The organism is Chitinophaga varians (assembly GCF_014529945.1).
Lineage (GTDB): Bacteria > Bacteroidota > Bacteroidia > Chitinophagales > Chitinophagaceae > Chitinophaga > Chitinophaga varians.
The window spans coordinates 555810-579704 of sequence record NZ_JACVFB010000002.1 but is presented as its reverse complement, the minus strand read 5'-3'; the positions used below and the strand labels follow the sequence as shown (position 1 = coordinate 579704).

The window sequence follows — 23895 nt, the reverse complement described above, 5'->3', positions numbered from 1 at the left end:
TAGAATATTTGAAGGCTTAAGTTACTCAAGAATTACCGATTTTTTAACGAAGATCCGTACAGGGGAAGGGGTGGGGAATTGGGGGGTAGGGTGATCGGCGAACGGGACTGTCAACTTATTTCTTAATTTTGCGCCCATGATTCATGTTTCGGAATTCAAAGACCTTGCTCAGCTTACGATTCATAAGGTGGGCAATTCAGCCAATGATGAGCCGCTTCTTTTTTCAAAGGCGCCGTTGAAGCTGGAAGAGGAGACGATTGCCCAGCTGCTGGTCACCTATTTTATACAGCCGTTTGCGAATTCAGCGGAATTTTTCCGCTTTTATCATGAGGCAGATTTACAATTGAATGAAATTTTTCAATATTGTCGCCGTATATTTACTGACGAGAATGAGTTTCAGGAGCAATCTGTTAATATAGCCAAACATCTATATAAACATTCCACCCATCCCAAAGTGAAAGGCGGAGAGCTTTATATAGCGTACTTTAGCAAATGTCAGGTGGATGGTGAAGAAGTAGCGGCCATAGGCATCTTTAAATCGGAAAACCGGGATACTTATCTGAAAGTGTTTTTATCTGATGAGAATTATCAGGTAGACTATGAAGATGGTATTAACATAAATAAACTTGACAAAGGTTGTCTGATTTTTAATACAGAAGAAGAAAACGGTTTTAAGGTCAGCGTAGTTGACAGTATAAGCAAACAAACAGAAGCAGTTTATTGGAAAGACGCGTTTTTACAGGTGCAGCGCCGTGAAGACAGCTACCATCAGACAGAAACTGCAGTGAATATGTGTAAACAGTTTATTCACAACAAGCTGCCAACCGAATATGAAATGGACCGTGTAGACCAGGTAGATTTATTGAATAAATCAGCTGCCTATTTTAAAGAGAAGGAACAGTTTCAGCTGGAAGATTTTGCACAGGAAGTATTAGGCCATCCGGACGCGATTGCATCTTTTAAGGAATTCAGAAATGAGTACCAGCAAGCTTATCAACAGGAGATCCCTGACGAATTTGATATTTCGGCCCCGGCAGTAAAAAAACAACAAAAGGTTTTTAAGAGCATACTGAAACTGGACCGCAATTTCCATGTGTATATTCATGGTAACCGCGAGATGATTGAGCGCGGATATGATGAAGCTACAAACCTGCACTACTATAAGCTGATGTTTGAAAACGAGTCGTAAGCGAAGTAGGCCACAGGTAGCCGTGTTGTTGAATTGGTGAGAGAGAATGATCAACGTATTTTTTAAGTTTTTCTCATAAGCAAAAACCAATTGTTAACAAAGGCTGCCTCATCTGGGCGGCCTTTTAGTTTTATATATCTACTTAATTAAGCAAAAAAGACAACCATTACGGTTGTCTTTTTCTTTTTATCCTTTGTTGTTATTATCAGGTTTGGGCCTGGGTTTATGCCTGGGGGGGCGACGGTCCTGTTTGGGTTGTCCGCCTTGTCCCTGCTGGTTTCCCTGGTTTTGCGGGGGCTTTTGTCCCTGTTCCTGCCGTGGTGGTTGTTCCCGGCCTTGTCTGGGTTGTCCGCCCTGCTGGCCTTGTCCCTGGCGTGGTTGATTGCCTCCACCGCCGCCGCGGGCTTCCTGTTTGTTTTTACGATCAGGATGATGGCGTTCGTGGCGTTCATGACGCTGCTGGGCCGACTTTTGTTCCTGTTTCGGTTCGTTTTTAGGTTGTCCGCCCTGCTTCTGCTGTTGGTCACCGGCTTTCTGCTGTTTTTGACGGTCTTTGTCCTTTTGTTTGCGTTTCTGCACCGTTTTTTCCAGCGATTTGAGGCTGATCTGGCCTACCACATCAGCGAAACCGAGGTCTGTTTCTTTCGGCTTGGCAGTCACAACTTCCACCGCTTTCAGTTCTTCAGGTTTAACGCCCTGACGGTTGAGCTGACGGATTTCCTTTACCCTGGTAATGGTGAGCGGGTATTGTTTATTGCTGCCTTCATAAGAGTACCACATGAGGCTTTTGAAGATGTCCCTTTTCTGCAGATTGGCTACGCCGCCGGCAGTTTCGATGGTATCAGCATCTTCAGGGAATTCTTTCAGGGCATCGAGGTAGGTGTCGAGCTCGTAGTTGAGACAGCATTTCAGGCGGCCGCATTGTCCGGACAGTTTCGCCTGATTGATAGACAGGTTCTGATATCGGGCAGCGGTAGTGTTAACGCTTTTGAAGTCAGATAACCAGGTGGAGCAGCAGAGTTCGCGGCCGCAACTGCCGATACCGCCTACTTTTCCGGCTTCCTGGCGGGCGCCTATCTGGCGCATTTCCACTTTGGCGCGGAATTCAGAGGCATATACCTTGATCAGTTCCCGGAAATCGACACGGTCGTCTGCTGTGTAGAAGAAAGTGGCTTTACGGCCATCGGCCTGTATTTCTACTTCTGCCAGTTTCATTTCGAGGCCCAGATTGCGGGCAATGGCCCTGGATTTTATCAGGGCGTCTTTTTCGCGTGCCTTGTTATCGGCCATCCTTTGCAGGTCGTCGTTACTGGAACGACGTAATACTTTTTTGATCTCGGGGGTGTCTTCAGCACGTCTTTTCTTCATCTGAAGTTTTACCAGTTCGCCTGTGAGGCTCACCGTGCCAACATCGAATCCGCTGACACCTTCCACGGTCACCATTTCACCTTTATCAAGGTGCTGTCTGGTAACATTGCGGAAGAAGTCCTTACGGCTCCCATTGTTGAAACTAACTTCTATAATATCGAATGGTGCTAAGCTATCGCCAAGCGGAATATTGGACAGCCAGTCAAATACATTCAGTCGGTTACAACCTCCCGTACTGCATCCTCCATTACTCTTACATCCTGACGGCTTCCCTTCCACACCCGTACCACATCCGGCACAAGCCATATTAGTAAATAGTTTAAATTTTATAAATAAGCATTTCAGGTTACTCCAATCCTTTAAAATACGCTTTTCCCTTCAGAAAAACAAAAAGGACGGGAGATGACAAAGGTAAGGAAATGCTATGACAAGAGGGGAGCGGCTTTCCGGTTATTACAGAACAGGTAAAGGTTTCTTTTTAAATATATATTGTAGCTTGATAGACAATGCATGAAATAACATTTTTGCATTGGCGTTGCGCTCAATGTGATAATACGCGTTGTCCAGTACATCGGCAATCTGACGAGTTTGTTCCAGGTTGGCCAGCTTCGCCAGTTTGGTGGCAAAATCCACTTCCTCGTCTGAGAAAGCCAGCTGGGCTTTGTCGATATACTGAAGGCGGACCGTATGTTCCAGCAGGTTGATGAAATACCGCAGAAACTGCTTCTGGTTTTCACGGCCTGTTTTAGCGCTGGAAATACCTTCTATCCATTCCTGGAGGGCTATCCGGTTGCCGGTGAACAGGTAATTGAGCCAGTTGCGCAGCAGTTCATGATAGTCGTCATCGGAATGCTGCAGCAAAAAGATAGCCTCCCGGTAGTTGCCGGCCGCGATGGTAGCAACCTGCCGGGCTTTGGCAGCCGGTATTTTGGCTCTCCCGGTCAGGGCTTTTTCCATGTCTTCCCGGGAGAGGGGATTGATTTTCACCAGATGGGTACGTGACAAGATGGTGGCCAGGATCTGCTCCTGATTTTCTGCAATCAGAATAAACAGGGTATTGGCCGGAGGTTCCTCAATCAGCTTCAGCAACCGGTTACCTTCGTTGCCCAGGTATTCCGGCATCCACATCAGCAGGATCTTATAGCCGCTTTCAAAACTTTTCAGGTTTAGTTTGCGGATAATATCCGAGCACTCGTTGGCGGTGATATTGCCCTGCTTATTTTCAGCCCCGATAAACTGCAGCCAGTCGTACGCGTTGCCATACGGATTGGTGGTCACAAACTCCCGCCATTCGGAGATGTAGTCCGTGCTCACCGGCTTGTCGCCTGGTTTTCGGGGAATCACCGGATAGGAGTAGTGAATATCAGGATGGATATGCTGCGCCGCCTTCAGGCAGGATGGACACTGGCCACAGGCATCATGTGCCTGTTTGTTTTCACATACCAGGTATTGGGTGAAAGCCAGGCCCAGCGGCAATCCACCAGCCCCTTCAGGAGCCAGTAATATCATCGCATGACTGAGGCGGTTTTGTTGTATCGATTGTATCAGCTGCTGTTGTGCTGCCGCTTGTCCTATGATCTCCGAAAAAAGCATGGCCGCAAGATACTGAAAAGGGGTTAATCCTCACTTAGGGTAATGTCACATAACAAGCATTCCGGAACGTGCCGGAACCGGTAACCTTGTGGCCATCTGCCTCAAAATAGTAGGTGCCGCTTACTTTTTTCAGTTTGGTATTGATGAACGTGATCGTGATGCTGGAAGTATCGGTGGTCAGGTACTGGTAATCTACCGTATTGTTAATAGCAGCTACGACAAGTCCTCCCTGCAACCGGCGGGCTTTGGAGTATACATATGTTTTTAATTTGAGGCTGTCGTTGCTGATGGCCGGATCCGAATAAGGGCCGTCCATCAGATTAAGCACGAGTTTGAAGCTATCGCTTACGGCCTCCATGCTCAGAAACTTAACACCCCCACTGTCCAGTTGTTGCCGGAACAAAGTGCTGGTGGAGAGATTCAGGGAACGGGTGGTGCTCTGAACGGTGCCTGTCATCGCCATTTCGGGGCATGATAAAATTGGCGTATCTATGTTGTGTTGGCAGGCTGCCATGCATAACACGATCGCCGTTAAAACCGGGATGACGGTTTTTCTACGGTGTTCGGAATGATGGTGTTTCATCGTTTATTATGTATCCACTTGTTGTAATGTGTTCAGGCACGCTAACGTATAGGTATATACGCAAACGTGCAACATTTTATTACACTAAGTTGGCAAAAGGAGTGAAGCAATACTACTTTTCAATAGCAGCAATTACTTCTGGCGCATCCGGTTGTGTTTTGGGTGAAAACACAGCAATGAGATTCCCTTTTTCATCCAGTAAATACTTCTGGAAATTCCACTTAACGTCTGCCGGTTCCAGGTGCTTGGCTTTACTTTCTTCCAACAGCCATTTATACAGTGGGTGGATGTCATCCCCCTTTACTGATATTTTGGCTGCCATGGGAAAGGTAACAGCATACTGTTTGGTGCAGAAGGATTTAATTTCTGCATTAGTGCCAGGCTCCTGTGAGCCGAAATTATTCGCCGGGAAACCTACAATTACAAGTTTATCCTGGTACTTCTTATATATTTTCTCCAAACCTGCATATTGTGGGGTATTACCACAGAGAGAAGCAGTGTTGACAATCATTATTTTTTTACCCTTGAAACGGGAGAATTCAATTTTACCCCCGTCTACTGCATCTACTTTGAAATCATAGATGCGCGGACCTGCAAATAAAAGAAGGACCGAAAGTATGGCCAGTCTCAACATAAAAAATATTTTTAGAGGGATGGATCGGTGGTTAATAAGCCTGCCTGCAGGCGGGCTATACGGTGTAAAGATACACATCCGCCCGGAAGAAAAAGAATTAACTTTTTGTTAGCCCGTGGCCCAGGCGAGGCAACAAATACTCACGCTGGCCCCCGCCTCCAGTAATGCCTGTCCGGCAGCCTCTGTGGTGGCGCCGGTAGTAACCACATCATCTATCAGGAGTACATGCCTGCCCGTTAGTAATGCAGGGTTTGCTTTAAAGACAGTTTTTACATTCTCCCAGCGGCCTATACGGCTTTTCCGGGTTTGGGTGCCGGTATGTTGTATCCGTTGCAACGCCTGTGGAAGCACGGGCTTACACATTACCGCGCCGATAGCTGTTGCCAGCAGCGCCGCCTGGTTGTATCCGCGTTCCTTTTCCTTGCGGGGAAATAAAGGCACCGGTACCAGACAGTCCACCGCAGCTGCCCATTCGCCAGACCGTAACATATAACCTGCCTGCTTCCCCAACCAGCTGGCAATATCCTGTCGCTGATGGTATTTAAACTGATGTATCAGCCGCTGCAGCCCGGAAGCCTGACTATAATAATAAGCAGCCGTTGCATACCTCACGGGCATACGACCGCGAAAGATATGGGCCACAGGATTTTCAGCGTAATGGTGAAAACCTGTCGCCGGCAGGCTGTCCAGACAGTGCAGGCACAACAGGTCATTCGCCGAAGGCAGTTCCTGTCCGCAAATTTCACAGCAGTGCGGATAAAACAGGTTGATCAATGGGGATAACAAACGGGTAAACATCGGGTGATGATAAAAGGTGTCAGAATAATTGTTGATATACTTCTTCCACTCTTCCTACCGGCACAACTTCTATATTGAATTTAGAGAGGTCTATTCCTTTTTTATTATAACGGGAGATGAATATTTTATGAAAACCCAGTTTTTCAGCTTCCGCGATACGCTGTTCGATCCGGTTGACAGCCCTGATTTCCCCACTCAGTCCTACTTCTCCGGCGAAACATATTTTGTTGGCGATCGCATTGTCTTCATAAGAAGAAAGCAACGCGCAAAGTACAGCCAGATCGATGGCCGGGTCTTCCACCCGGATACCACCGGCGATATTGAGGAAAACATCTTTTACGCCGAAGTGGAAGCCGCCGCGTTTCTCCAGTACGGCCAGCAGCAGTTGCAGCCTGCGCAGGTCGAAGCCGGTAGCGGTACGTTGCGGGGTACCATATACAGACTGGGTAACGAGTGCCTGTACTTCCACCAGCAGTGGACGGAGACCTTCCATGGTAGCACTGATGGCCACGCCGCTCAACAGATCATCCCGTTGGGAGATCAGTATCTCAGAGGGGTTGGTGACCTGCCGGAGACCGGTGCCGGTCATCTCGTAGATGCCCAGTTCAGCAGTGGAGCCAAACCTGTTTTTAATCGTACGCAATATGCGGTAGGCATAATGTTGGTCCCCCTCAAACTGAAGTACGGTGTCCACCATGTGCTCTAATACTTTTGGGCCGGCGATGGAGCCGTCTTTGGTGATATGGCCGATCAGGAAAACAGGCGTATTGCTTTCTTTGGCAAAGCGCTGTAATTCCGCAGTTGTTTCTCTGATTTGTGATACGCTGCCTGGTGCAGATTCTATCAATGGCGTATGTAGTGTCTGGATAGAGTCTACGATCACCAGTTGTGGCTGTAGTTTTTTTATTTCAGAGAAGATGGTCTGTGTAGATGTTTCCGTGAGGAGGTAAAACTGATCATTGGTATTTTTGATACGGTCGGCCCGCATTTTTATCTGTTGTTCACTTTCCTCTCCGCTGATATAAAGTGTTTTTATCTGCTTTAGTTGCAGTGCATTTTGCAGGAAGAGCGTGGATTTACCAATGCCGGGTTCACCGCCTACCAGTACCAGCGAACCGGCCACTATACCGCCTCCGAGCACACGATTCAGTTCATTGTCTGGTGTCAGCAAACGTTTTTCTTCGTTGGTGACTACTTCCGCCAGGTTAATGATTTTCTGATGGCGGACATTACCGGTATCGTTATTTTTCCAGTCGTGTTGTTTGCCGGGAATATCTTTCTGTACTCTTTCTTCCACAAAGGTGTTCCATTGTCCGCAACTGGGACATTTACCATTCCATTTTGCAGATTCGTATCCACATTGCTGGCAAAAAAAAGCGGTTCTTATTTTACTCATAAATTTTTTGAAACAGGATGTTACAAAGTAAGTGGTTTTGAAAAAAAACAGGGGTGAAATGTTAAAGAGAAGGGTTAAAAAAGGGGGTAATCATGTCTTTAAAAGAGAAAAGAGCCAAACGGAAGATTCCGTTGACTCTTTCTACTTACTAACCCATTAAATTCAGGTCTAAATTACAAAATGGCTTCAGAATAAAAAAGTTTATTTGATTGATGTGAATAACTTTTGATTGATTTTCGTAATGTAAGAAAGTGGCTGCCAATGCCTGTTTCAGGCCATAAATTGTCCAATATTACTTTCATTGGCAACTCGTAAAATGTTGATAAATAGGATTGATGTTGATGATTTTTGCATATGAAAAAATTAATATAAGTTCATCAACAACTTCTGCCAAACCGGCCGTATTTTCAGGCAAATTTCTTCAAAAAAGACAAAATGACAGTGTTAAATTTCTGTATGAAAGGTAAAAGGCGGGGTTGGCAGGAAAACTCTTAAATAAACCTTAAAACGGGGTATCTGGATAGAAATTTGTGCGTTGAGAAGCATCAAAAGTATGTGTATGACACCAGGAATCATGTTTGTTTCGCTGATTTTTGTGGGGATCAGCTTTCTTGTTAGTTATGTATTAAAGAGTAAGTTCCGGGCCTACAGCGAGGTGCCGACCTCATCCGGACTTACAGGCAAGCAGATCGCAGAGAAGATGTTGAGGGACAACAATATCTATGATGTTCAGGTCCTGTCAGTAGACGGTTTTTTATCAGATCACTATAATCCGGCGAATAAGACGGTCAACCTGAGCCCCGACGTCTATGCCGGCGCTAATGTGGCAGCTGCGGCGGTGGCTGCGCACGAATGCGGGCATGCTGTGCAGCATGCGGCGGCTTATCCGTGGCTGGGCCTTCGTTCCCGGCTGGTACCAGCCGTTCAGTTCAGCGCCTCCCTGGTGCAATGGCTGCTGTTGGGCGGTATCCTGCTGATAAATGTATTTCCGCAGCTGTTGTTGGCGGGCATTGCGCTTTTTGCCGTCACCACGGTGTTTTCACTGATTACACTCCCGGTGGAATTTGACGCTTCCCGTCGTGCGCTGGCATGGCTGGACCGCAGTCAGGTAATGCGGCCGCAGGAGCATGATAAGGCTAAGAATGCCCTTTGGTGGGCGGCCATGACCTATGTGGTAGCGGCGTTGGCTTCTCTGGCCACCTTGTTTCAGTATATTCTAATATATATGGGCGCGCGGGACCGGCGATAAAATTTCAAGCGAAGCGCGCCAAAGATTCTTGATTAAGAACGCAAAGGAGCGAAGACCGGCATTTGATGACTAATTTTAAGCTGGCGAGGCTATATTTTATAGATTTTGTATGCGATTGTGTTAATATGTTTATTGATATAAATACATAATACGCGCTAAATCAAATAAAAAAAATGTTGCTTCTCGCTTTAGCTTATAAAAATTGGTCATCAAATGCTGGTCTTCGCTCCTTTGCGTTCTTTATAAAAAACAAAAACCTTTGCATGCTCTGCGTGAACACCCGACTCGGTGTTAATAACTTTTATTCAAATTTTTTATTGAAAATCAATCAATTGCAAGGGTGTCTTACAAAAAATAACCTAAAATGTATGGTTATTCAGAATAGTGAATGTACCTTTGCACTCCCCGTTACAGGGGGAATTGTTTACAAGACGTAATTTTTATCGTATACAACAATGAACACATTAAGCTTTAAAACTAAATCGGCTAACGACGCTTACGTAAAGCGTGAGTGGCATATAGTAGACGCTACCAACCTGACTCTGGGAAGAGTATGTGCGAAAATGGCAGCTATCCTGAGAGGTAAGAACAAGCCTTACTATACGCCTCATACTGATTGTGGTGATTTTATCATCGTAATCAATGCGGAAAAAATCGCTTTGACCGGCAATAAAATGGCGGAAAAAGAATACATGCACTACACTGGTTACCCAGGTGGTCAGAGAGTTGAACTGGCAAAGGACCTGATCCGTCGCCGTCCTGAGGTTATGATTGAGAAGGCTATCAAAGGTATGCTGCCTAAAAACCGTCTCGGTCGTAAAATGTACAAAAAACTGTTTGTATACGCAGGTGCAGAACATCCTCATGCAGCGCAGAAACCAAAACCATTAACTTTCTAATTTTTCTCTGATACATGGAAAAGCAAAAAAATACAATAGGTCGTCGTAAGGAAGCTGTTGCCCGTGTGTATATCGCAAAGGGTACTGGTGCCATTACAGTGAACGACAAGGATTATAAAAACTACTTTTCTCTGATCTACCTGCAGAACCAGGTTGAACTGCCTTTCAAAACTATCGACGCGTTAGATAAATTTGACGTGAAGATCAATGCACAGGGCGGTGGTATCAAAGGACAGGCAGAAGCGATTAAACTGGGTATTGCACGTGCACTGTGCGAAGTGAACATCGAGTTCCGTCCCGCACTGAAAGCAGCCGGTCTGCTGAAACGTGATCCGAGAAGCGTAGAACGTAAGAAACCAGGTAAAGCGAAAGCAAGAAGAAGCTTCCAGTTCTCTAAACGCTAATTTTGAGTACTTAGCCATTATCGCTAAACATTATTTGATCCTTTTAATTGAGCAATATAAACATGGAAAATAATACCTCATTGCAGCAGCAGTTACTGGAGGCAGGTGTTCACTTCGGTCACCTGAAGAAGAAATGGAATCCTAAAATGCTGCCTTATATTTTCGCAGAAAAGAAAGGTATTCATATCATCGATCTGAACAAAACCGTAGAAGGTTTACAGGAAGCGGCAGCTGCCCTGAAATCCATCGCTAAAAGCGGTAAAAAGATCATGTTCGTTGCTACTAAAAAGCAAGCGAAAGAAATCGTAGCAGATGCTGCGCGTAACATCAACATGCCTTACGTTACTGAAAGGTGGTTAGGTGGTATGCTCACCAACTTCTCTACTATCCGTAAGAGCGTAAAGAAAATGCAGAGCATTGAAAAAATGCTGCAGGACGGAACTTTCGACAACATCACCAAAAAAGAACGTCTGACTTTAAGCCGTGATAAAGAGAAAATGGAAAAAGTGCTGGGTGGTATCGCCCAACTGGCACGTGTTCCAGCCGCTCTGTTCATGGTAGATATCAGCCACGAACACATTGCACTGGCAGAAGCAAAACGCCTGGGCATCGTGACTTTCGGTATGGTGGATACTAACTCCGATCCAAGCAAAGTTGACTTCGCTATCCCTGCGAACGACGATGCTACTAAATCTATCGCTATCATCACCAGCTACATCTGCGCAGCTATCGCAGAAGGGCTGTCTGAAAGAGCTACTGAAAAATCTGAAGAAGTAGAAGAGGAAGAAGAAGCAGATGACAAAGCTCGCAGATTTGACGTAGAAGGTGGCGAAGACCGCGAAAGAGGTCGTAAACCACAAGGCCAGGGCGGCGGTGGTCGCGGCCAGGGTGCTGGTGGTAACCGTGGCGGTGGCCAGGGTGGTAACCGCGGCGGCCAGGGCGGTGGCGCTAACCGTGGCGGTGGTAACCGTGGCGGTGGTGGCCAGGGTGGCGGACAACGTCGTCCTTCCAACGCTGGCGGCGGTGGTCCAAGAAAACCAGCCGGTAAATAATATCATTCTCTGATTTTGATATTGAATTATTAGGTTATTTAAAATGCAGCGAAGATTACTTCGCTGCATTTTAAATAACCCGATAACCCAACAAAGATTTAATCAATTATTAATACTCATAAATCAATATAGCTCATGGCAACAATTACAGCAGCTGATGTAAACAAACTGCGTCAGCAAACTGGTGCGGGTATGATGGATTGCAGAAAAGCACTCGTGGAAAGTGATGGCGACTTTGAAAAGGCAGTAGACTACCTGCGTAAGAAAGGTCAGAAAGTAGCTGCACTGCGTTCCGACCGCGAAACAAAAGAAGGCGTTATCATCGCTAAAGTTGCTGCTGATGGTAAATCCGGTGTTATCGTAGGTCTGGGTTGCGAAACCGACTTCGTAGCTAAAAACGAAGACTTCGTGAAATTTGCACAGTCTATCGTTGAACTGGCCCTGTCTAAAGGCATCAAAACCCTGGAAGACCTGAACGCTGCTGAGCTGGACGGCGCTACCGTTGCTGATAAAGTAAACGACCAGGTAGCTAAAATCGGTGAAAAAATCACCCTGAATAAATTCGAGTTCGTGGAAGCTGGTGGTGTAACTGCCTACATCCACGGTAACTACCGTATGGGCGTTCTCGTTGCCTTCTCTAAACCTGTATCTGAAGAAACAGGTAAAGACGTAGCTATGCAGATCGCTGCTATGAACCCGATCGCAGTAGACGCTGACAGCGTTCCTGCTGACGTTATCGCCCGCGAAAAAGAAATCGCTGTTGAACAGGTGAAAGCTGAAGGCAAACCTGCTGAAATGGCTGAAAAAATCGCTGCCGGTAAAGTGAATAAATTCTTCAAAGAAAGCACCCTGCTGCAACAGGCCTTCGTTAAGGATAACAACAAATCCGTAGCGGATTACCTGAAGTCTGTAGATGCTGACCTGAAAGTATTCAGCTTTAAACGAATCGCTTTAGGTTAATACAAGCATATTGAAAAAAAGGAGAGAATCTTGGTTCTCTCCTTTTTTTTGCGCACTGCAAAATCAGGCGCCCGCAATCTCCTGCTGACAACAAAATCACCCGGCATTTTGCTTTCACTAGCAGGTTTTTGCTTTTAAATTGTATCTTAGGATACCGTAATTACATTAGCAAATCACAATCTTACAATATTTTATAGCGTCATGTTGCCAAAGTATAAGCGTATTTTGCTCAAATTGAGCGGTGAGGCCCTTATGGGGGATGCAAATTATGGTATTGATCATAAGGTAATTACCCAGTATGCCTACGATATCAAAGCAGTTACCGACCTTGGAGTACAGGTAGCCATCGTGATCGGCGGCGGTAATATCTACCGTGGAATGAATGAAGCCGAAACCGGCATCGAAAGAGCCCAGGGTGACTATATGGGCATGCTGGCCACCGTGATCAATGGGATGGCCCTGCAAAGCGGATTGGAAAAAATAGGCCTCTATACCCGCCTCCAGTCAGCTATCAAAATGGAACAGATCGCAGAACCTTATATCCGCCGCCGCGCTATCCGCCACGTGGAAAAAGGTCGCGTGGTTATATTCGGAGCCGGCACCGGTAACCCGTACTTTACTACTGATACCGCAGCCTCCCTCCGTGCTATCGAAATCCAGGCAGATGTCATCCTCAAAGGAACCCGCGTAGACGGTATCTATACCGCAGATCCGGAGAAAGATGCCACCGCTACCCGGTTTGAAACCATCACCTTCTCTGAAGTATATCAGAAATCTCTCAACGTCATGGATATGACAGCCTTTACCCTCTGTCAGGAAAATAAACTGCCTATCATCGTATTTGACATGAACAAACCAGGAAACCTCCTGAACGTTATCATGGGCAAAAACGTTGGTACCCTGGTAAAGGACTAAACTGAGATTTAGGGATTTTTTGATTGACGATTTTTTGATGTCGTAGATCGATAAAAGCGAAGACCAAAACAGGTTCAACACTTGTTTTGGTCTTCGCTTTTCTATTCGCAAAATCAAAAAATCGTCAATCAAAAAATCCCTAAATCATTTCAGGATGCTCTTTAGCGCTGTAAACGGAATAAATAATGTTACCTGCCCCAATGCATATGGTCCGATCTCATAAGGCACATAACTGAAGGCGATGCCCTTGCCCGTTACTATGAAGTTATTATTGGGTGCTATCGTCTTCACCAACAGGTTCTGATCAAGCGACTCATCCTCATCGATGTGGAATTTTTTACGGAAAGCCTTGTCCAGCAAGGGTGACAATACCTCTTTATAACCCGGCTTGAAAAACTCTTCCGGCGTAATTACCTTACGTTTGGCCAGGTCCAGGGTTTGGTAAAAAGCCCCGGAATTGCCATGGGCGCCGCCGGTAAAGTCATAGGCATATTTCTCTATCACCAGCAAAGGCCAGTTGTTGTACACTACCTTCATATCGCTTTCGGTAGTCCAGTTCCACGAAGCAGACTGGCCATCCACAATATCACTGCTGTCGGCATCTTTGGCGGCTATACGATAACTGGTCACAAAAGAGTCGATAGCCCTTTTAACGAATTGCTGCGGATTATTCATCTTAATATCACCGGTGATCGCTTTCCGGAGAAAAGCGGCCAAGGTGGAATCTGTGGCGGCGTCCGGCCAGAGGATGCTGTTGGAGGCTATCCCCAGCGGTGAATTGGGAAAAGAAGGCAGCAGCTTCACAGAATCGGCATCATAGTATACCTGCAGCCGCTGGGCTTTCCGGAGGTCGGTATGCAGCTCAAAATGATGAGAGGTGCTGTCGCCATGCCATACGCCTTTAAACACGCCCTCATCGCTCAGGGTGCCACCGAAGAAACGTTCTTCTTCCCGGTTGCCGTTGTCCTCGTAAATCTTCACCTGATCAGCATCCTGGCTGCCCCATATACTGATGGGCAGACCGGTACTGTCGTAATAATAGTAGCCACGAAACAGATTAGGAGCTGTCTTTAACAACTCCATGGTGATCTGACGGCCGCCCACAGCGCCTTTTAACTGCGTATAATAATAAGGTGTACTCAACAGGGGAACTACCGCGCTGGCTGTGTCATGTTGGTCCTTTTCCTGGGTACTGTTGTGGCAGGCAGGCAACAGTCCGCCAGCCAATAATAGTAATAGGAGCGCTCTTTTCATACTATGATTTATATCAGGTCTCCCAAAATTACTATTATCCTTCCATACCTTTGTTGACAGGTTTAAACCAATTAAATATTTACGACCATGTTAAACCAGAAAGTAGCAGACCTTCGGAAAGACTATAAACTGGCTTCCCTCGACGAACAGGATGTGGCCCCGTCTCCTTTGCAGCAGTTCGGTAAATGGTGGAATGACGCCACTTCCAGCGAAATTGATGAGCCTAATGCCATGACACTGGCCACCAGCACCCCGGATGGGCGTCCCTCCGCCAGAATTGTATTGCTGAAGAGTTTCAATGAGGACGGATTTATGTTTTTTACCAACTATGAAAGCCGTAAAGGGCAGGAGCTGGCGCAGAATCCATATGTGACGCTGCTGTTCTTCTGGCGTGAACTGGAACGTCAGGTAAGGATAGAAGGGATCGTATCAAGGGCTGGGGAGCAGGTGAGCAATGAATACTACAACAGCCGTCCGCTGGGCAGCAGGATAGGGGCTATTGCATCGCCGCAGAGCCAGGTGATTCCTGACCGCCATTTTCTGGAGGAAAAAGTGAATGAAGTAGCCGCAAAATATGATAAGGAAATGCCTGAACGGCCGGAGTACTGGGGCGGTTATATCGTGAAACCGGTAGCAGTGGAGTTTTGGCAGGGAAGAAGCAGCCGCCTGCATGACCGTATTCTGTACACCCAAACTACTGGTGGCAGCTGGAAGATAGAAAGGCTGGCACCCTGATTCATTTAGGGATGTTGTCATTTTATTATTTGACTATTTAAAGGTAGCCTGAGCTTATCTAAATAATCAAATAATAAAATGACAAAATCCCTAAATATTTATGCTTTTTTCTCAGCTTTAGGAGCAGCTGCAGCAGCGGCTTTCCTTGTTCTTGCTGTTCTTGTTTTACCGAAAGATTTGTTGAAGATTTTACCTCTTTTGGTTTTTACATCTCCTCTACCCATAACGAATAATTTGAAGTTTGTTGTTTTATTAAAAGGATGTTATCAGGCTGCAAAATACGCTAAATCGCGGAAATAGCATACAGCCGGACTTCTCTATAAAAAAAAAGCAAGAAACATGACTGTTCCTTGCTTGAATAAGTTGTGCTAACTGATTAGAGCTTGTCGGATAAAGCTTTACCAGCTTTGAACTTAGCAACTTTCTTAGCTTTGATCTTGATGATCTGGCCAGTCTGTGGGTTTCTACCGTTACGTGCTGCACGTTTAGAAACAGAGAAAGTACCGAAACCTACCAGAGTTACTTTACCACCTTTTTTCAGGGTATCAGCAACAGCTTTAGTGAAAGAGTCCAGAGCTTCGTTAGCTTGGGTTTTAGTGATTCCTGCGTCTTTAGCAAGTTTGTCGATTAATTCGGCTTTGTTCATAGTTAGTAAGATTTAACTAGTGAAAAAATGTTTGATGTGAGCAAATATAGCGCGTTTTATCAGATTACCAAATTTTTTACAATTTTTTTATAGAAATTTTTATCGGCTGAAAAACGCTACTGGTAACGGTTACAGCTGATTGAGAGGATGTCTGCTAAAGAGGTGAACTTTAGCAAGCTCTCGTAAAACGTTGTGCCATAGCTGATTTCCGGGCTTTTAGGCTGCAAAAGAGGGACTTTTCCAAGTATTGTACCAAAGTCCGGAGGCCTTGAAAATAGTGAATTTCCTGTGGATAAGTTTAATTGTTAAGCATGGTTCAGAGGACTTCCATCACGGTATGAAAGGCCACAAAACGGTCGCCAAACAGGTCGTAACCCCTTTGCCGGAGCGCCTTTGCCTGTACTGCCTGATAGGTCTCATAGTGCTCCCGGCTGGAGGAAAAGAATTGTATCACGTACGTAGGCCCGTCTGCGTCATCCTGCTCCAGCAGCCGACACATACGGTAATCACTAAAAAGACCGGTGCTTATTATGGCAGGAATATGCTCTTCACGCATCCACTGTAACCAGGTGGAATGTATATCTGTGGCCACTTTGGCCGTTACGTTGTATATGATCATAATGTAATGGAGGGTATGAGATCCACCTGTTCGGCCATTGCTAAACCGCCTATAACGACAGTTCCAGGAACACCGGACAGTGGTCTGAATGTTTTACTTCCTGGTAAATAGTCGCGTGTTTCAGCTTCTCTTTCAGGGGTGTGGTCACATTGATATAGTCAATACGCCAGCCCTTGTTATTGTTCCTGGCATTGGCGCGGAAGCTCCACCAGCTGTACTGGTGAGGGTCGGGATTAAAATGCCGGAAACTGTCCACAAAACCGCTTTCAAAGAACCGGTCCATCCAGGCCCTTTCCTCCGGCAGAAAACCGGTGGAATTCTTATTGCTGACAGGATCGTGGATGTCAATAGGCTTATGGCAGATGTTGTAGTCACCACACAGGACCAGATTGGGCCGGGTTTTTTTCAGTTCATCGAGGTGGGTGAAAAGCTCATTCAGCCATTGGTATTTGTAGGTCTGACGGATGTCTCCACTGGTGCCGGATGGGAAGTAGGTATTGATCAGCGTCAGATCGCCAAAATCCAGGCGGATAAAGCGTCCTTCTTCGTCACTTTGCGTGTGCCCGCTGCCGTAATGCACCTTGTCAGGTGTAATACGCGTCAGCACGGCAACGCCGCTGTACCCTTTCTTTTGGGCGGGATACCAGTAATGCTCGTAACCCAGTGCTTCAAATTGTTTGAAGTCCACATTATCCTGGTGGGCTTTGATCTCCTGCAGACAGATCACGTCTGCAGGATTAGTTTGAAGCCATTCGGTGAAACCCTTGGTCATAGCGGAACGGAGGCCGTTCACATTGTACGATATGATTCTCATGTGTTGGATTAAATGTCGTATTCCAGATTGGGACGGAGCCATTTTTCAGCTTCTTCCACGGTCCAGCCTTTACGGGCGGCATAGTCTGTTACCTGGTCTTTTTCGATTTTGCCGAGACCAAAATACCGGGCTTCCGGGTTGGCAAAATACCATCCGCTTACGCTGGCGGCAGGGTACATGGCCAATGATTCAGTCAGCGTGATACCGGTGTTTTCTGTGGCATTCAGCAGGTCAAACAGCTTGTATTTCTCGGTATGCTCAGGGCACGCGGGATAACCCGGGGCCGGCCGGATACCCATGTATTCTTCCTGGATAAGGGCTTCATTGCTCAGGTGTTCATCACTGGCATAGCCCCAGAATTCTTTACGCACGCGTTCGTGCAACAGCTCTGTGAAAGCTTCCGCCAGCCTGTCGGCCAGCGCTTTCAGCATGATGCTGTTATAGTCGTCGTGCTCTGCTTTGAATTTCTCCAGCCATTTCTCGATGCCGATACCGGCCGTTACAGCGAACCCGCCGATATAATCCGTTTTACCGGTAGAAGCGGGGGCGATATAGTCAGCGAGGGACTGGTTAGGCTGTCCGGGTGCTTTTTTGATCTGCTGGCGCAGGAATTCCAGTGTTGCAGGGGCAATGTCGGCCTGCTCAGGTGTTACCTGGATGGTGTCCGGAGCGGTAGCGTTGGCCGGGAAAAGGCCTATTACAGCTTTAGCGCCGAGCCATTTTTCGCTGACCACTTTCGCGAGGAGCTCCTGTGCGTCTTTATAGAGGCGACTGGCTTCTGTTCCTACTACTTCATCTGTCAGGATCTGCGGGAATTTACCATGCAGTTCCCAGGCAATGAAGAATGGCTGCCAGTCGATATATTGGGCGATTTCTGCCAGATCGTAATCTTCAAAAACCTTCACGCCGGTAAACTTCGGTTTCACGGGATGGAAGGTCTCCCAGTTGATAGCCGCTTTGTTTCGCTGCGCATCAGCAAAGGGAAGGTATTGTTTCACCGGTTTTTTATTCCGGAACGACTCATTCAGTTTTTCGTACTCTGTTTTCACAGAGGCCAGGAAATCCTTTTTCAGGGCCTTGTTGAGCAGGCTGCCGGTAACTGTCACGCTGCGGGAAGCATCCAGCACGTGTACCACGCCATGGGCATATTCCTGTGCGATCTTCACCGCTGTATGGGTACGGGAGGTGGTGGCGCCACCGATGATCAGGGGGATGTCGAAGTCCTGGCGGCGCAGCTCGCGGGCTACGTGCACCATTTCGTCCAGGCTCGGGGTGATCAGTCCGCTGAGACCGATGATATCCACATTTTCCTGGCGGGCAGCCTGTAATATCTTCTCTGCGGGTACCATCACGCCCAGGTCAATGATCTCATAACCGTTACACGCCAATACCACGCCTACGATGTTTTTACCGATATCGTGCACGTCGCCTTTCACGGTGGCCAGCAGTATCTTTCCGGCAGATTTGATTTCTCCGCCGTTGATAGCCTGGTTACGCAGTTTTTCTTCTTCTATATAAGGAGTAAGGATGGCTACCGATTTTTTCATCACGCGGGCACTTTTTACTACCTGCGGGAGGAACATTTTACCGCTGCCAAACAGGTCGCCGACGATGTTCATGCCGTCCATCAGCGGACCTTCAATCACATCGAGCGGGCGGGGATATTTGACGCGGGCTTCTTCTGTGTCAGCATCGATATATTCAGTGATACCGTTTACCAGTGCGTGGCTGAGCCTTTCTTCCACGGAGCCCAGACGCCAGGTTTCATCTTTCTCAATCACTTTGCCTTTGGCTTTCACCGTATCGGCAAATTGTATCAGACGTTCGGTAGCGTCGTCACGGCGGTTTAGTATGGCGTCCTCACAGAGGTCGCGGAGCTGCGGTTCAATATCGTCATATATCTGTAGCATACCGGCGTTCACGATGCCCATATCCATGCCTGCCTTGATGGCGTGGTAAAGGAATACGGAGTGCATGGCTTCACGCACGGTTTCATTACCGCGGAAAGAGAAGGACACGTTGCTGACACCACCGCTTACTTTGGTCAGCGGCATCAGTTCCTTGATCCGGCGGGTGGCATTGATGAATTCCACCGCGTAGTTGTTGTGTTCTTCAATACCGGTAGCGATAGCGAAGATATTCGGGTCGAAGATGATGTCCTGCGGATCATAGCCCACTACTTCCGTCAATATTTTATAGGCGCGGTGGCTGAAGGAAACACGTTTCTCTTCCGTGTCTGCCTGTCCATATTCATCGAATGCCATCACTACCACGGCAGCGCCGTAGCTCTTGCAGATGTGGGCCTGTTCAATGAATTTGGCTTCGCCTTCTTTCAGGCTGATGGAGTTCACCACACATTTGCCCTGTACGCATTTCAGACCGGCTTCAATAACGCTGAATTTACTGGAGTCGATCATGATGGGAATGCGGGAGATGTCCGGTTCAGCGGCCAGCAGTTTCAGGAAGGTAGCCATGGCCTGTTCCCCGTCGAGCAGGGCGTCGTCCATGTTTACGTCGAGGATCTGGGCGCCGTTTTCCACCTGTTGGCGGGCAACGGACAAGGCTTCTTCATAAAGGCCTTCCCGTATCAGGCGGGCAAATTTTTTGGAGCCGGTTACGTTGGTACGTTCACCGACGTTGATGAAGTTGGTTTCAGGCCTTACCACCAGTGGTTCAAGGCCGCTAAGCCGCATATATGGCCGGATGACCCGTTGTTGGATATTTTCCGGTTCTATGACTATCGTTTCGTTGATCGTATTGGAATGTGTGCTTGCGCTCATGATTGATTTCGCTGTTTAGAGGGTTATGCCAGGGTGTCCACCAGCTCCGGTTTCCGGCGCGGTGCGATGTTTTTTACATGCTGTGCAATATGGCGGATATGGTCTGGCGTGGTACCGCAGCAGCCTCCCACAATGTTCACAAAGCCTGAACTGGCAAAATCTTCAATGATACAGGCGGTATCTTCCGGTTCTTCGTCATATTCTCCGAATGCGTTAGGCAGACCGGCGTTAGGGTAGCAGCTAACATAGCAGCTGGCTATGTTGGACAGCTCTTCCACATAAGGGCGCATCTGCTGGCCGCCGAGTGCGCAGTTAAGGCCTACAGAGAATGGGTTGGCATGCATCACGGAGATATAGAACGCTTCCAGTGTCTGGCCGCTCAGTGTCCGGCCGGATGCATCCGTAATGGTACCGGAAATCATCACCGGCAGTTCCGGTTTGCCGGACTCCCGGAAATACTTTTTAATGGCGTAGATGGCAGCCTTACAGTTAAGCGTATCGAAAATCGTTTCAATCAGCAGGATGTCCACACCGCCGTCTGAAAGGCCTTTTATCTGCTCTTCATAAGCTGTGGCCACTTCATCGAAGGAAACGGAACGAAAACCAGGATTGTTTACATCCGGAGAGAGCGACAACGTTTTATTCAGCGGCCCGATAGCGCCTGCCACAAAACGAGGCCTGTCCGGGTTTTTAGCGGTGTATTCCGTAGCCGCTTTTTTCGCCAGCCGCGCGGCCGCTACGTTCAGCTCATAAGCCAGTGCCTGCATATCATAGTCGGCCATGGCAATGGAGGTGCTGCTGAAGGTATTGGTTTCAATAATATCGGCGCCTGCTTCCAGGTATTCCTTATGAATGGCTTCGATAATCTGTGGCTGAGTGAGATTGAGCAGGTCATTGTTGCCTTTGAGGTCCATATGATAATCGGCAAAACGGGTACCTCTGTAATCTGCTTCCTGGAGTTTGTATCGCTGGATCATGGTGCCCATGGCACCGTCAATGATGAGCACTCGCTCATTAGCGCAGTCTTGTAAAGATTTCATGATGTTCTTTGGTGTTTATTAGTTACCGTTAAAATCTAACAGGGTCGAACAATAAACAAATCCACCCCGTATATCATGTAAAGATACGCTATTTTAATATGTAAAAACAGGTTATTTGCCTGTCAGGTCCTGTATGGGACGGCCTTTCTTTCTCCCTTGATATTGACAGCTCTTTGTATAGATTTTGTCTATATTGAAATTTTTATTTGGTAGAAGTCTATAAAGTCTACTATATTTGTAGGGTAATAGAAAAACATCATGCAACAACAAAAGCTGAACATACTGTTGAACCCGGCCGTGGCCCCCCACCAGCCCTATGCCTGTTGTCCTTCGGGGCGCTGTTGCTGTTAACAGCACACGTTTTCTCTTAAGTTCTTCCCGGTTTTTATTACAATAAAAGTTTTTTTGTCATGACGATAGCAGAACATATCCATGCGCTCAGGGAACACCTGGCAGGTCTGGGCCTGCAACCGATCCCTGAAATGAATGATGGAAGTGAGCCAGCAGTGTTTAAGGTATGTTTTCTTAATAAATATGAAATGCAGCGCTGGAAAGAGCTGCGCGAAAAAGAATCAGAAACCAATCATACCATATTTCAGGGTACGCCTGAAAAAGACGTACACTGACCTTTTTCATAACGTGGAATTACAGGTTAAACGAAGACGGGCGTTATTGAACGCCCGTATTTTATTTTGGTATTTTGTTATTTAATTATTGGCCGATTTTAAATCGCTTTAATCCACTATCAAAATGATAAAATGATTAAATGATAAAATGATCACGGTTTGACATAGCTGTCCAACGGCAGCCTGTTGGAGATAGACCGGGCCAGCGTCATCTCATCAGCATACTCCAGCTCACCGCCAAAAGCAATACCCCGCGCAATAGTCGTGATCTTCACAGGATAATCTTTCAGTTTCTTGGACAGGAAATAAATGGTGGTGTCGCCTTCAATGGTAGGACTTAAAGCCATGATCACTTCTTCTACACCCTGATGTTGCACCCGCTCTACGAGCGACTGGATATTCAGTTGCTCCGGACCAATACCATCAATAGGGGAGATAATGCCGCCCAGCACATGATACAGGCCGTTGAACTGTTGGGTGTTTTCAATAGCCATCACGTCACGGATGCTTTCCACCAAACAAACAACCTGCCTGTGACGGGAATGATTGCTGCAGATAGCACATACTTCTTCATCGGAAACATTATGACATACCTTGCAGAAGCGGATCTGCTGCCGCATACGGGCTATCGCTTCGCCGAACTGCTGTACCTGCGCAGTTTCCTGTTTCAGCAGATGCAGCACCAGCCGAAGGGCCGTTTTTTTTCCGATGCCCGGCAGCTTGGCAAATTCATTGACAGCGTTTTCTATCAGAGCGGAAGAGAATACCATAATGCAAAGTTAGGAATATTGCCGCTGTACAGGCTACAGGAGCCGGTACAACGGCAATAATTATATTTCTATCGTTGGCCGGACGGTCCAGTAAGCTTTCAGGTTCTGTTTGCCAGGCACGAGGATTACCCGCTCAGGCTGCCGTTTAGGCTCTTTGTAATACTGACCGCGGTCCCATTTGCCGTTACCATTGGCATCCAGTAATACCCGCACTTCATATTCGCCGGGAGTAATGAACTTCTGCAGCCAGGTACCATTGACAGTTGTACCGGAGTATTTAACAGTTTTGTCCTGTACAAGCTGTATGACATAATGCATGGAGTCGTCATTGATAGCCTGCCGTGTACTGTCACTGATCTTCAGTGTTACCCCAAAAATGGCGTAATCGCTTGATTTCTTGGACTTAAAGCTGATAGTATCGGCTTTGGGCAGCTGTTGCCCGGTGGTATCAGTGGCGGCATCTGCCGGAAAAATCATCCGGTAAGGCGTTCCTTCTTTCCAGGGATATAATACCGAAAGTTTGGTGTGGGTGCTGTCCATGTGGGTATGGAAGGTGACAGGGGTAAAAGTACTGTCTTCTCCCAGTATAACACGGGCACTATCCAGCGTTCTCAGCGGAAGGTTGAAGGTCAGCTGTAAAGGCGCCGGCAGCTCTTGCATTCCTCCGTCCAATGTAGGCGTGATCTGCAGTTTGGGCGTTTTCTTCTTTTTCTCCTTCTCTTTTTCTTTCTCCCTTTCCTTGTCTTCCTGTTCCTGGGCAAGGTCCAGGGAATCCTGTGCTGCCAGCGGCTCTTTGATGGTGCTGTCACGCTCCATGAAAAGCAGCAGGTTCACCCCTTCAATATTTTTTTCTTTTATAACAATGGGCTTTTCAACGAAAGCAATCAATTCGGAAGGCTGGTTGTATTGAAGGTCACGGTCTTCTTCTTTCAGCGCAAAAAGCTTATAAGTGCCGGGGGCCATGTTTTTAAACCGGAAAGAGCCGTCTGGACGGGTTTTGGCGTAATACACAGGTTTCTCCTTGGACACAATGGAGTCTTCCAGATTGCGGTACAACATTACAGCCACGTTACTATCGGGCACGCCGTTTTCGGCGTTTATCAGATGCCCCATCATCTGGAGGCTGTCCAGATAATTACCGGTAGACACTACATATTGAAAGTCCGGAATGGCATTGCGCTCATTGATGTCCCGGATGGCATCTGCGAAGTTGAACGTGTAAGTGGTGTTTTCCTGAAGGGTGTCCTTCAGTTCCATGGTCACCGTCCGCAGCTTGGCGGTAACGATGGGCGTGCGTTTCAGCGTGGGAGACACAATGAGTTTGTCATTCACGTTGTCCAGCTCCACAAACTCGTCAAACACAAAATATACCTTCTTGTTTTTGAAATGCAGGGAGGAATCCGGTGGATTCACGGCCGCGAGGCTGGGAGGGAGACTGTCACGCGGGCCTCCGCCAGGTGGCACTATGTTGGCACAGCGGGTCATCGAAACAGCAATCATGATGGATATCAGCCAGAATGCCCAGCTCCTGATATATTGATACATATTTCCGGTCGGATTAAAAATATGTT

The 23895-nt window shown here is 47.1% G+C and carries 24 protein-coding genes; 10 read left to right on the top strand and 14 right to left on the bottom strand.

What is annotated here, in order from left to right:
- Window positions 1-136 precede the first annotated feature (136 nt).
- Complete coding sequence (locus ICL55_RS10190) at window positions 137-1189, top strand: nucleoid-associated protein (protein WP_188096667.1); 1053 nt, start codon at window positions 137-139, stop codon at window positions 1187-1189.
- 186 nt (window positions 1190-1375) lie between these two features.
- Here ICL55_RS10190 and ICL55_RS10185 read toward each other — a convergent pair whose 3' ends face one another.
- From ICL55_RS10185 to radA, 6 genes are all read right to left on the bottom strand, one after another.
- Complete coding sequence (locus tag ICL55_RS10185; RefSeq protein ID WP_188096666.1) at window positions 1376-2863, bottom strand: PSP1 domain-containing protein; 1488 nt, start codon at window positions 2861-2863, stop codon at window positions 1376-1378.
- A 147-nt stretch (window positions 2864-3010) separates the two neighbouring features.
- Window positions 3011-4150 (bottom strand): DNA polymerase III subunit, encoded by a 1140-nt coding sequence (locus ICL55_RS10180; protein ID WP_188096664.1) that lies wholly within the window; start codon window positions 4148-4150, stop codon window positions 3011-3013.
- A 34-nt stretch (window positions 4151-4184) separates the two neighbouring features.
- Window positions 4185-4733 (bottom strand): hypothetical protein, encoded by a 549-nt coding sequence (locus ICL55_RS10175; protein WP_188096662.1) that lies wholly within the window; start codon window positions 4731-4733, stop codon window positions 4185-4187.
- A gap of 112 nt (window positions 4734-4845) precedes the next feature.
- Window positions 4846-5367 (bottom strand): glutathione peroxidase, encoded by a 522-nt coding sequence (locus ICL55_RS10170; protein ID WP_188096660.1) that lies wholly within the window; start codon window positions 5365-5367, stop codon window positions 4846-4848.
- A gap of 108 nt (window positions 5368-5475) precedes the next feature.
- The gene (locus ICL55_RS10165) at window positions 5476-6165 is read right to left on the bottom strand and encodes a ComF family protein (protein ID WP_188096658.1); all 690 of its coding nucleotides are present in this window, start codon (window positions 6163-6165) and stop codon (window positions 5476-5478) included.
- 19 nt (window positions 6166-6184) lie between these two features.
- Complete coding sequence (gene radA / locus ICL55_RS10160) at window positions 6185-7561, bottom strand: DNA repair protein RadA (protein WP_188096656.1); 1377 nt, start codon at window positions 7559-7561, stop codon at window positions 6185-6187.
- A gap of 559 nt (window positions 7562-8120) precedes the next feature.
- Here radA and ICL55_RS10155 point away from each other — a divergent pair.
- The 6 genes from ICL55_RS10155 to pyrH all read left to right on the top strand — a co-directional run bounded on the left by ICL55_RS10155 (window position 8121) and on the right by pyrH (window position 13040).
- Complete coding sequence (locus tag ICL55_RS10155; protein ID WP_188096654.1) at window positions 8121-8810, top strand: zinc metallopeptidase; 690 nt, start codon at window positions 8121-8123, stop codon at window positions 8808-8810.
- Window positions 8811-9265: 455 nt separating this feature from the next.
- Complete coding sequence (gene rplM, locus ICL55_RS10150) at window positions 9266-9709, top strand: 50S ribosomal protein L13 (RefSeq protein WP_168871007.1); 444 nt, start codon at window positions 9266-9268, stop codon at window positions 9707-9709.
- Window positions 9710-9723: 14 nt separating this feature from the next.
- Complete coding sequence (rpsI, locus tag ICL55_RS10145) at window positions 9724-10113, top strand: 30S ribosomal protein S9 (protein ID WP_168871008.1); 390 nt, start codon at window positions 9724-9726, stop codon at window positions 10111-10113.
- Window positions 10114-10175: 62 nt separating this feature from the next.
- A complete protein-coding gene (rpsB, locus tag ICL55_RS10140; RefSeq protein ID WP_188096652.1) occupies window positions 10176-11165 on the top strand; it encodes a 30S ribosomal protein S2 in 990 nt (329 codons plus the stop codon).
- A gap of 135 nt (window positions 11166-11300) precedes the next feature.
- A complete protein-coding gene (gene tsf / locus ICL55_RS10135; RefSeq protein ID WP_188096649.1) occupies window positions 11301-12125 on the top strand; it encodes a translation elongation factor Ts in 825 nt (274 codons plus the stop codon).
- Between the two features lie 201 nt (window positions 12126-12326).
- Entirely contained in the window at window positions 12327-13040 is a 714-nt protein-coding gene (pyrH, locus tag ICL55_RS10130; RefSeq protein ID WP_168808203.1) for a UMP kinase, read from the top strand.
- Window positions 13041-13184: 144 nt separating this feature from the next.
- Here pyrH and ICL55_RS10125 read toward each other — a convergent pair whose 3' ends face one another.
- Window positions 13185-14294, bottom strand: coding sequence for a DUF3298 and DUF4163 domain-containing protein (locus ICL55_RS10125; RefSeq protein WP_188096647.1), 1110 nt, complete (start codon window positions 14292-14294; stop codon window positions 13185-13187).
- 87 nt (window positions 14295-14381) lie between these two features.
- On the opposite strand from ICL55_RS10125, the gene pdxH reads away from it, so the two are divergent.
- Both pdxH and ICL55_RS35635 read left to right on the top strand, forming a co-directional pair.
- The gene (gene pdxH / locus ICL55_RS10120; protein WP_188096644.1) at window positions 14382-15029 is read left to right on the top strand and encodes a pyridoxamine 5'-phosphate oxidase; all 648 of its coding nucleotides are present in this window, start codon (window positions 14382-14384) and stop codon (window positions 15027-15029) included.
- A 78-nt stretch (window positions 15030-15107) separates the two neighbouring features.
- The gene (locus ICL55_RS35635) at window positions 15108-15329 is read left to right on the top strand and encodes a hypothetical protein (protein WP_425489520.1); all 222 of its coding nucleotides are present in this window, start codon (window positions 15108-15110) and stop codon (window positions 15327-15329) included.
- A 76-nt stretch (window positions 15330-15405) separates the two neighbouring features.
- Here the strand turns inward: ICL55_RS35635 and ICL55_RS10110 are convergent, their stop codons facing one another.
- The 5 genes from ICL55_RS10110 to ICL55_RS10090 all read right to left on the bottom strand — a co-directional run bounded on the left by ICL55_RS10110 (window position 15406) and on the right by ICL55_RS10090 (window position 20928).
- Window positions 15406-15675, bottom strand: coding sequence for an HU family DNA-binding protein (locus ICL55_RS10110; RefSeq protein ID WP_012788562.1), 270 nt, complete (start codon window positions 15673-15675; stop codon window positions 15406-15408).
- A 316-nt stretch (window positions 15676-15991) separates the two neighbouring features.
- Window positions 15992-16294 carry a DUF4286 family protein gene (locus ICL55_RS10105; RefSeq protein WP_188096639.1) on the bottom strand — a complete coding sequence of 101 codons (303 nt, stop codon included), beginning with the start codon at window positions 16292-16294 and terminating at the stop codon, window positions 15992-15994.
- Between the two features lie 49 nt (window positions 16295-16343).
- On the bottom strand, window positions 16344-17108 hold the full coding sequence (locus tag ICL55_RS10100; protein ID WP_188096637.1) for an exodeoxyribonuclease III: 765 nt from the start codon (window positions 17106-17108) through the stop codon (window positions 16344-16346).
- Between the two features lie 8 nt (window positions 17109-17116).
- Entirely contained in the window at window positions 17117-19888 is a 2772-nt protein-coding gene (gene metH / locus ICL55_RS10095; RefSeq protein WP_188096635.1) for a methionine synthase, read from the bottom strand.
- Between the two features lie 23 nt (window positions 19889-19911).
- Window positions 19912-20928, bottom strand: a complete 1017-nt coding sequence (locus tag ICL55_RS10090) for a homocysteine S-methyltransferase family protein (protein WP_188096632.1) — start codon at window positions 20926-20928, stop codon at window positions 19912-19914.
- A 410-nt stretch (window positions 20929-21338) separates the two neighbouring features.
- Here ICL55_RS10090 and ICL55_RS10085 point away from each other — a divergent pair, with 410 nt between their 5' ends.
- Complete coding sequence (locus tag ICL55_RS10085; protein ID WP_188096629.1) at window positions 21339-21554, top strand: hypothetical protein; 216 nt, start codon at window positions 21339-21341, stop codon at window positions 21552-21554.
- A 152-nt stretch (window positions 21555-21706) separates the two neighbouring features.
- On the opposite strand, the gene recR is transcribed toward ICL55_RS10085, so the two are convergent.
- Both recR and ICL55_RS10075 read right to left on the bottom strand, forming a co-directional pair.
- Complete coding sequence (gene recR, locus ICL55_RS10080) at window positions 21707-22324, bottom strand: recombination mediator RecR (protein ID WP_188096626.1); 618 nt, start codon at window positions 22322-22324, stop codon at window positions 21707-21709.
- A gap of 60 nt (window positions 22325-22384) precedes the next feature.
- Window positions 22385-23869, bottom strand: a complete 1485-nt coding sequence (locus ICL55_RS10075) for an Ig-like domain-containing domain (RefSeq protein ID WP_188096624.1) — start codon at window positions 23867-23869, stop codon at window positions 22385-22387.
- Window positions 23870-23895 lie beyond the last annotated feature (26 nt).

Bases quoted from the DNA above. Each gene is read 5' to 3' on its own strand.
- ICL55_RS10190 (WP_188096667.1), top strand. From the start codon at position 137: ATGATTCATGTTTCGGAATTCAAAGACCTTGCTCAGCTTACGATTCAT.
- ICL55_RS10185 (WP_188096666.1), bottom strand. From the start codon at position 2,863: ATGGCTTGTGCCGGATGTGGTACGGGTGTGGAAGGGAAGCCGTCAGGA.
- ICL55_RS10180 (WP_188096664.1), bottom strand. From the start codon at position 4,150: ATGCTTTTTTCGGAGATCATAGGACAAGCGGCAGCACAACAGCAGCTG.
- ICL55_RS10175 (WP_188096662.1), bottom strand. From the start codon at position 4,733: ATGAAACACCATCATTCCGAACACCGTAGAAAAACCGTCATCCCGGTT.
- ICL55_RS10170 (WP_188096660.1), bottom strand. From the start codon at position 5,367: ATGTTGAGACTGGCCATACTTTCGGTCCTTCTTTTATTTGCAGGTCCG.
- ICL55_RS10165 (WP_188096658.1), bottom strand. From the start codon at position 6,165: ATGTTTACCCGTTTGTTATCCCCATTGATCAACCTGTTTTATCCGCAC.
- radA (WP_188096656.1), bottom strand. From the start codon at position 7,561: ATGAGTAAAATAAGAACCGCTTTTTTTTGCCAGCAATGTGGATACGAA.
- ICL55_RS10155 (WP_188096654.1), top strand. From the start codon at position 8,121: ATGACACCAGGAATCATGTTTGTTTCGCTGATTTTTGTGGGGATCAGC.
- rplM (WP_168871007.1), top strand. From the start codon at position 9,266: ATGAACACATTAAGCTTTAAAACTAAATCGGCTAACGACGCTTACGTA.
- rpsI (WP_168871008.1), top strand. From the start codon at position 9,724: ATGGAAAAGCAAAAAAATACAATAGGTCGTCGTAAGGAAGCTGTTGCC.
- rpsB (WP_188096652.1), top strand. From the start codon at position 10,176: ATGGAAAATAATACCTCATTGCAGCAGCAGTTACTGGAGGCAGGTGTT.
- tsf (WP_188096649.1), top strand. From the start codon at position 11,301: ATGGCAACAATTACAGCAGCTGATGTAAACAAACTGCGTCAGCAAACT.
- pyrH (WP_168808203.1), top strand. From the start codon at position 12,327: ATGTTGCCAAAGTATAAGCGTATTTTGCTCAAATTGAGCGGTGAGGCC.
- ICL55_RS10125 (WP_188096647.1), bottom strand. From the start codon at position 14,294: ATGAAAAGAGCGCTCCTATTACTATTATTGGCTGGCGGACTGTTGCCT.
- pdxH (WP_188096644.1), top strand. From the start codon at position 14,382: ATGTTAAACCAGAAAGTAGCAGACCTTCGGAAAGACTATAAACTGGCT.
- ICL55_RS35635 (WP_425489520.1), top strand. From the start codon at position 15,108: ATGACAAAATCCCTAAATATTTATGCTTTTTTCTCAGCTTTAGGAGCA.
- ICL55_RS10110 (WP_012788562.1), bottom strand. From the start codon at position 15,675: ATGAACAAAGCCGAATTAATCGACAAACTTGCTAAAGACGCAGGAATC.
- ICL55_RS10105 (WP_188096639.1), bottom strand. From the start codon at position 16,294: ATGATCATATACAACGTAACGGCCAAAGTGGCCACAGATATACATTCC.
- ICL55_RS10100 (WP_188096637.1), bottom strand. From the start codon at position 17,108: ATGAGAATCATATCGTACAATGTGAACGGCCTCCGTTCCGCTATGACC.
- metH (WP_188096635.1), bottom strand. From the start codon at position 19,888: ATGAGCGCAAGCACACATTCCAATACGATCAACGAAACGATAGTCATA.
- ICL55_RS10090 (WP_188096632.1), bottom strand. From the start codon at position 20,928: ATGAAATCTTTACAAGACTGCGCTAATGAGCGAGTGCTCATCATTGAC.
- ICL55_RS10085 (WP_188096629.1), top strand. From the start codon at position 21,339: ATGACGATAGCAGAACATATCCATGCGCTCAGGGAACACCTGGCAGGT.
- recR (WP_188096626.1), bottom strand. From the start codon at position 22,324: ATGGTATTCTCTTCCGCTCTGATAGAAAACGCTGTCAATGAATTTGCC.
- ICL55_RS10075 (WP_188096624.1), bottom strand. From the start codon at position 23,869: ATGTATCAATATATCAGGAGCTGGGCATTCTGGCTGATATCCATCATG.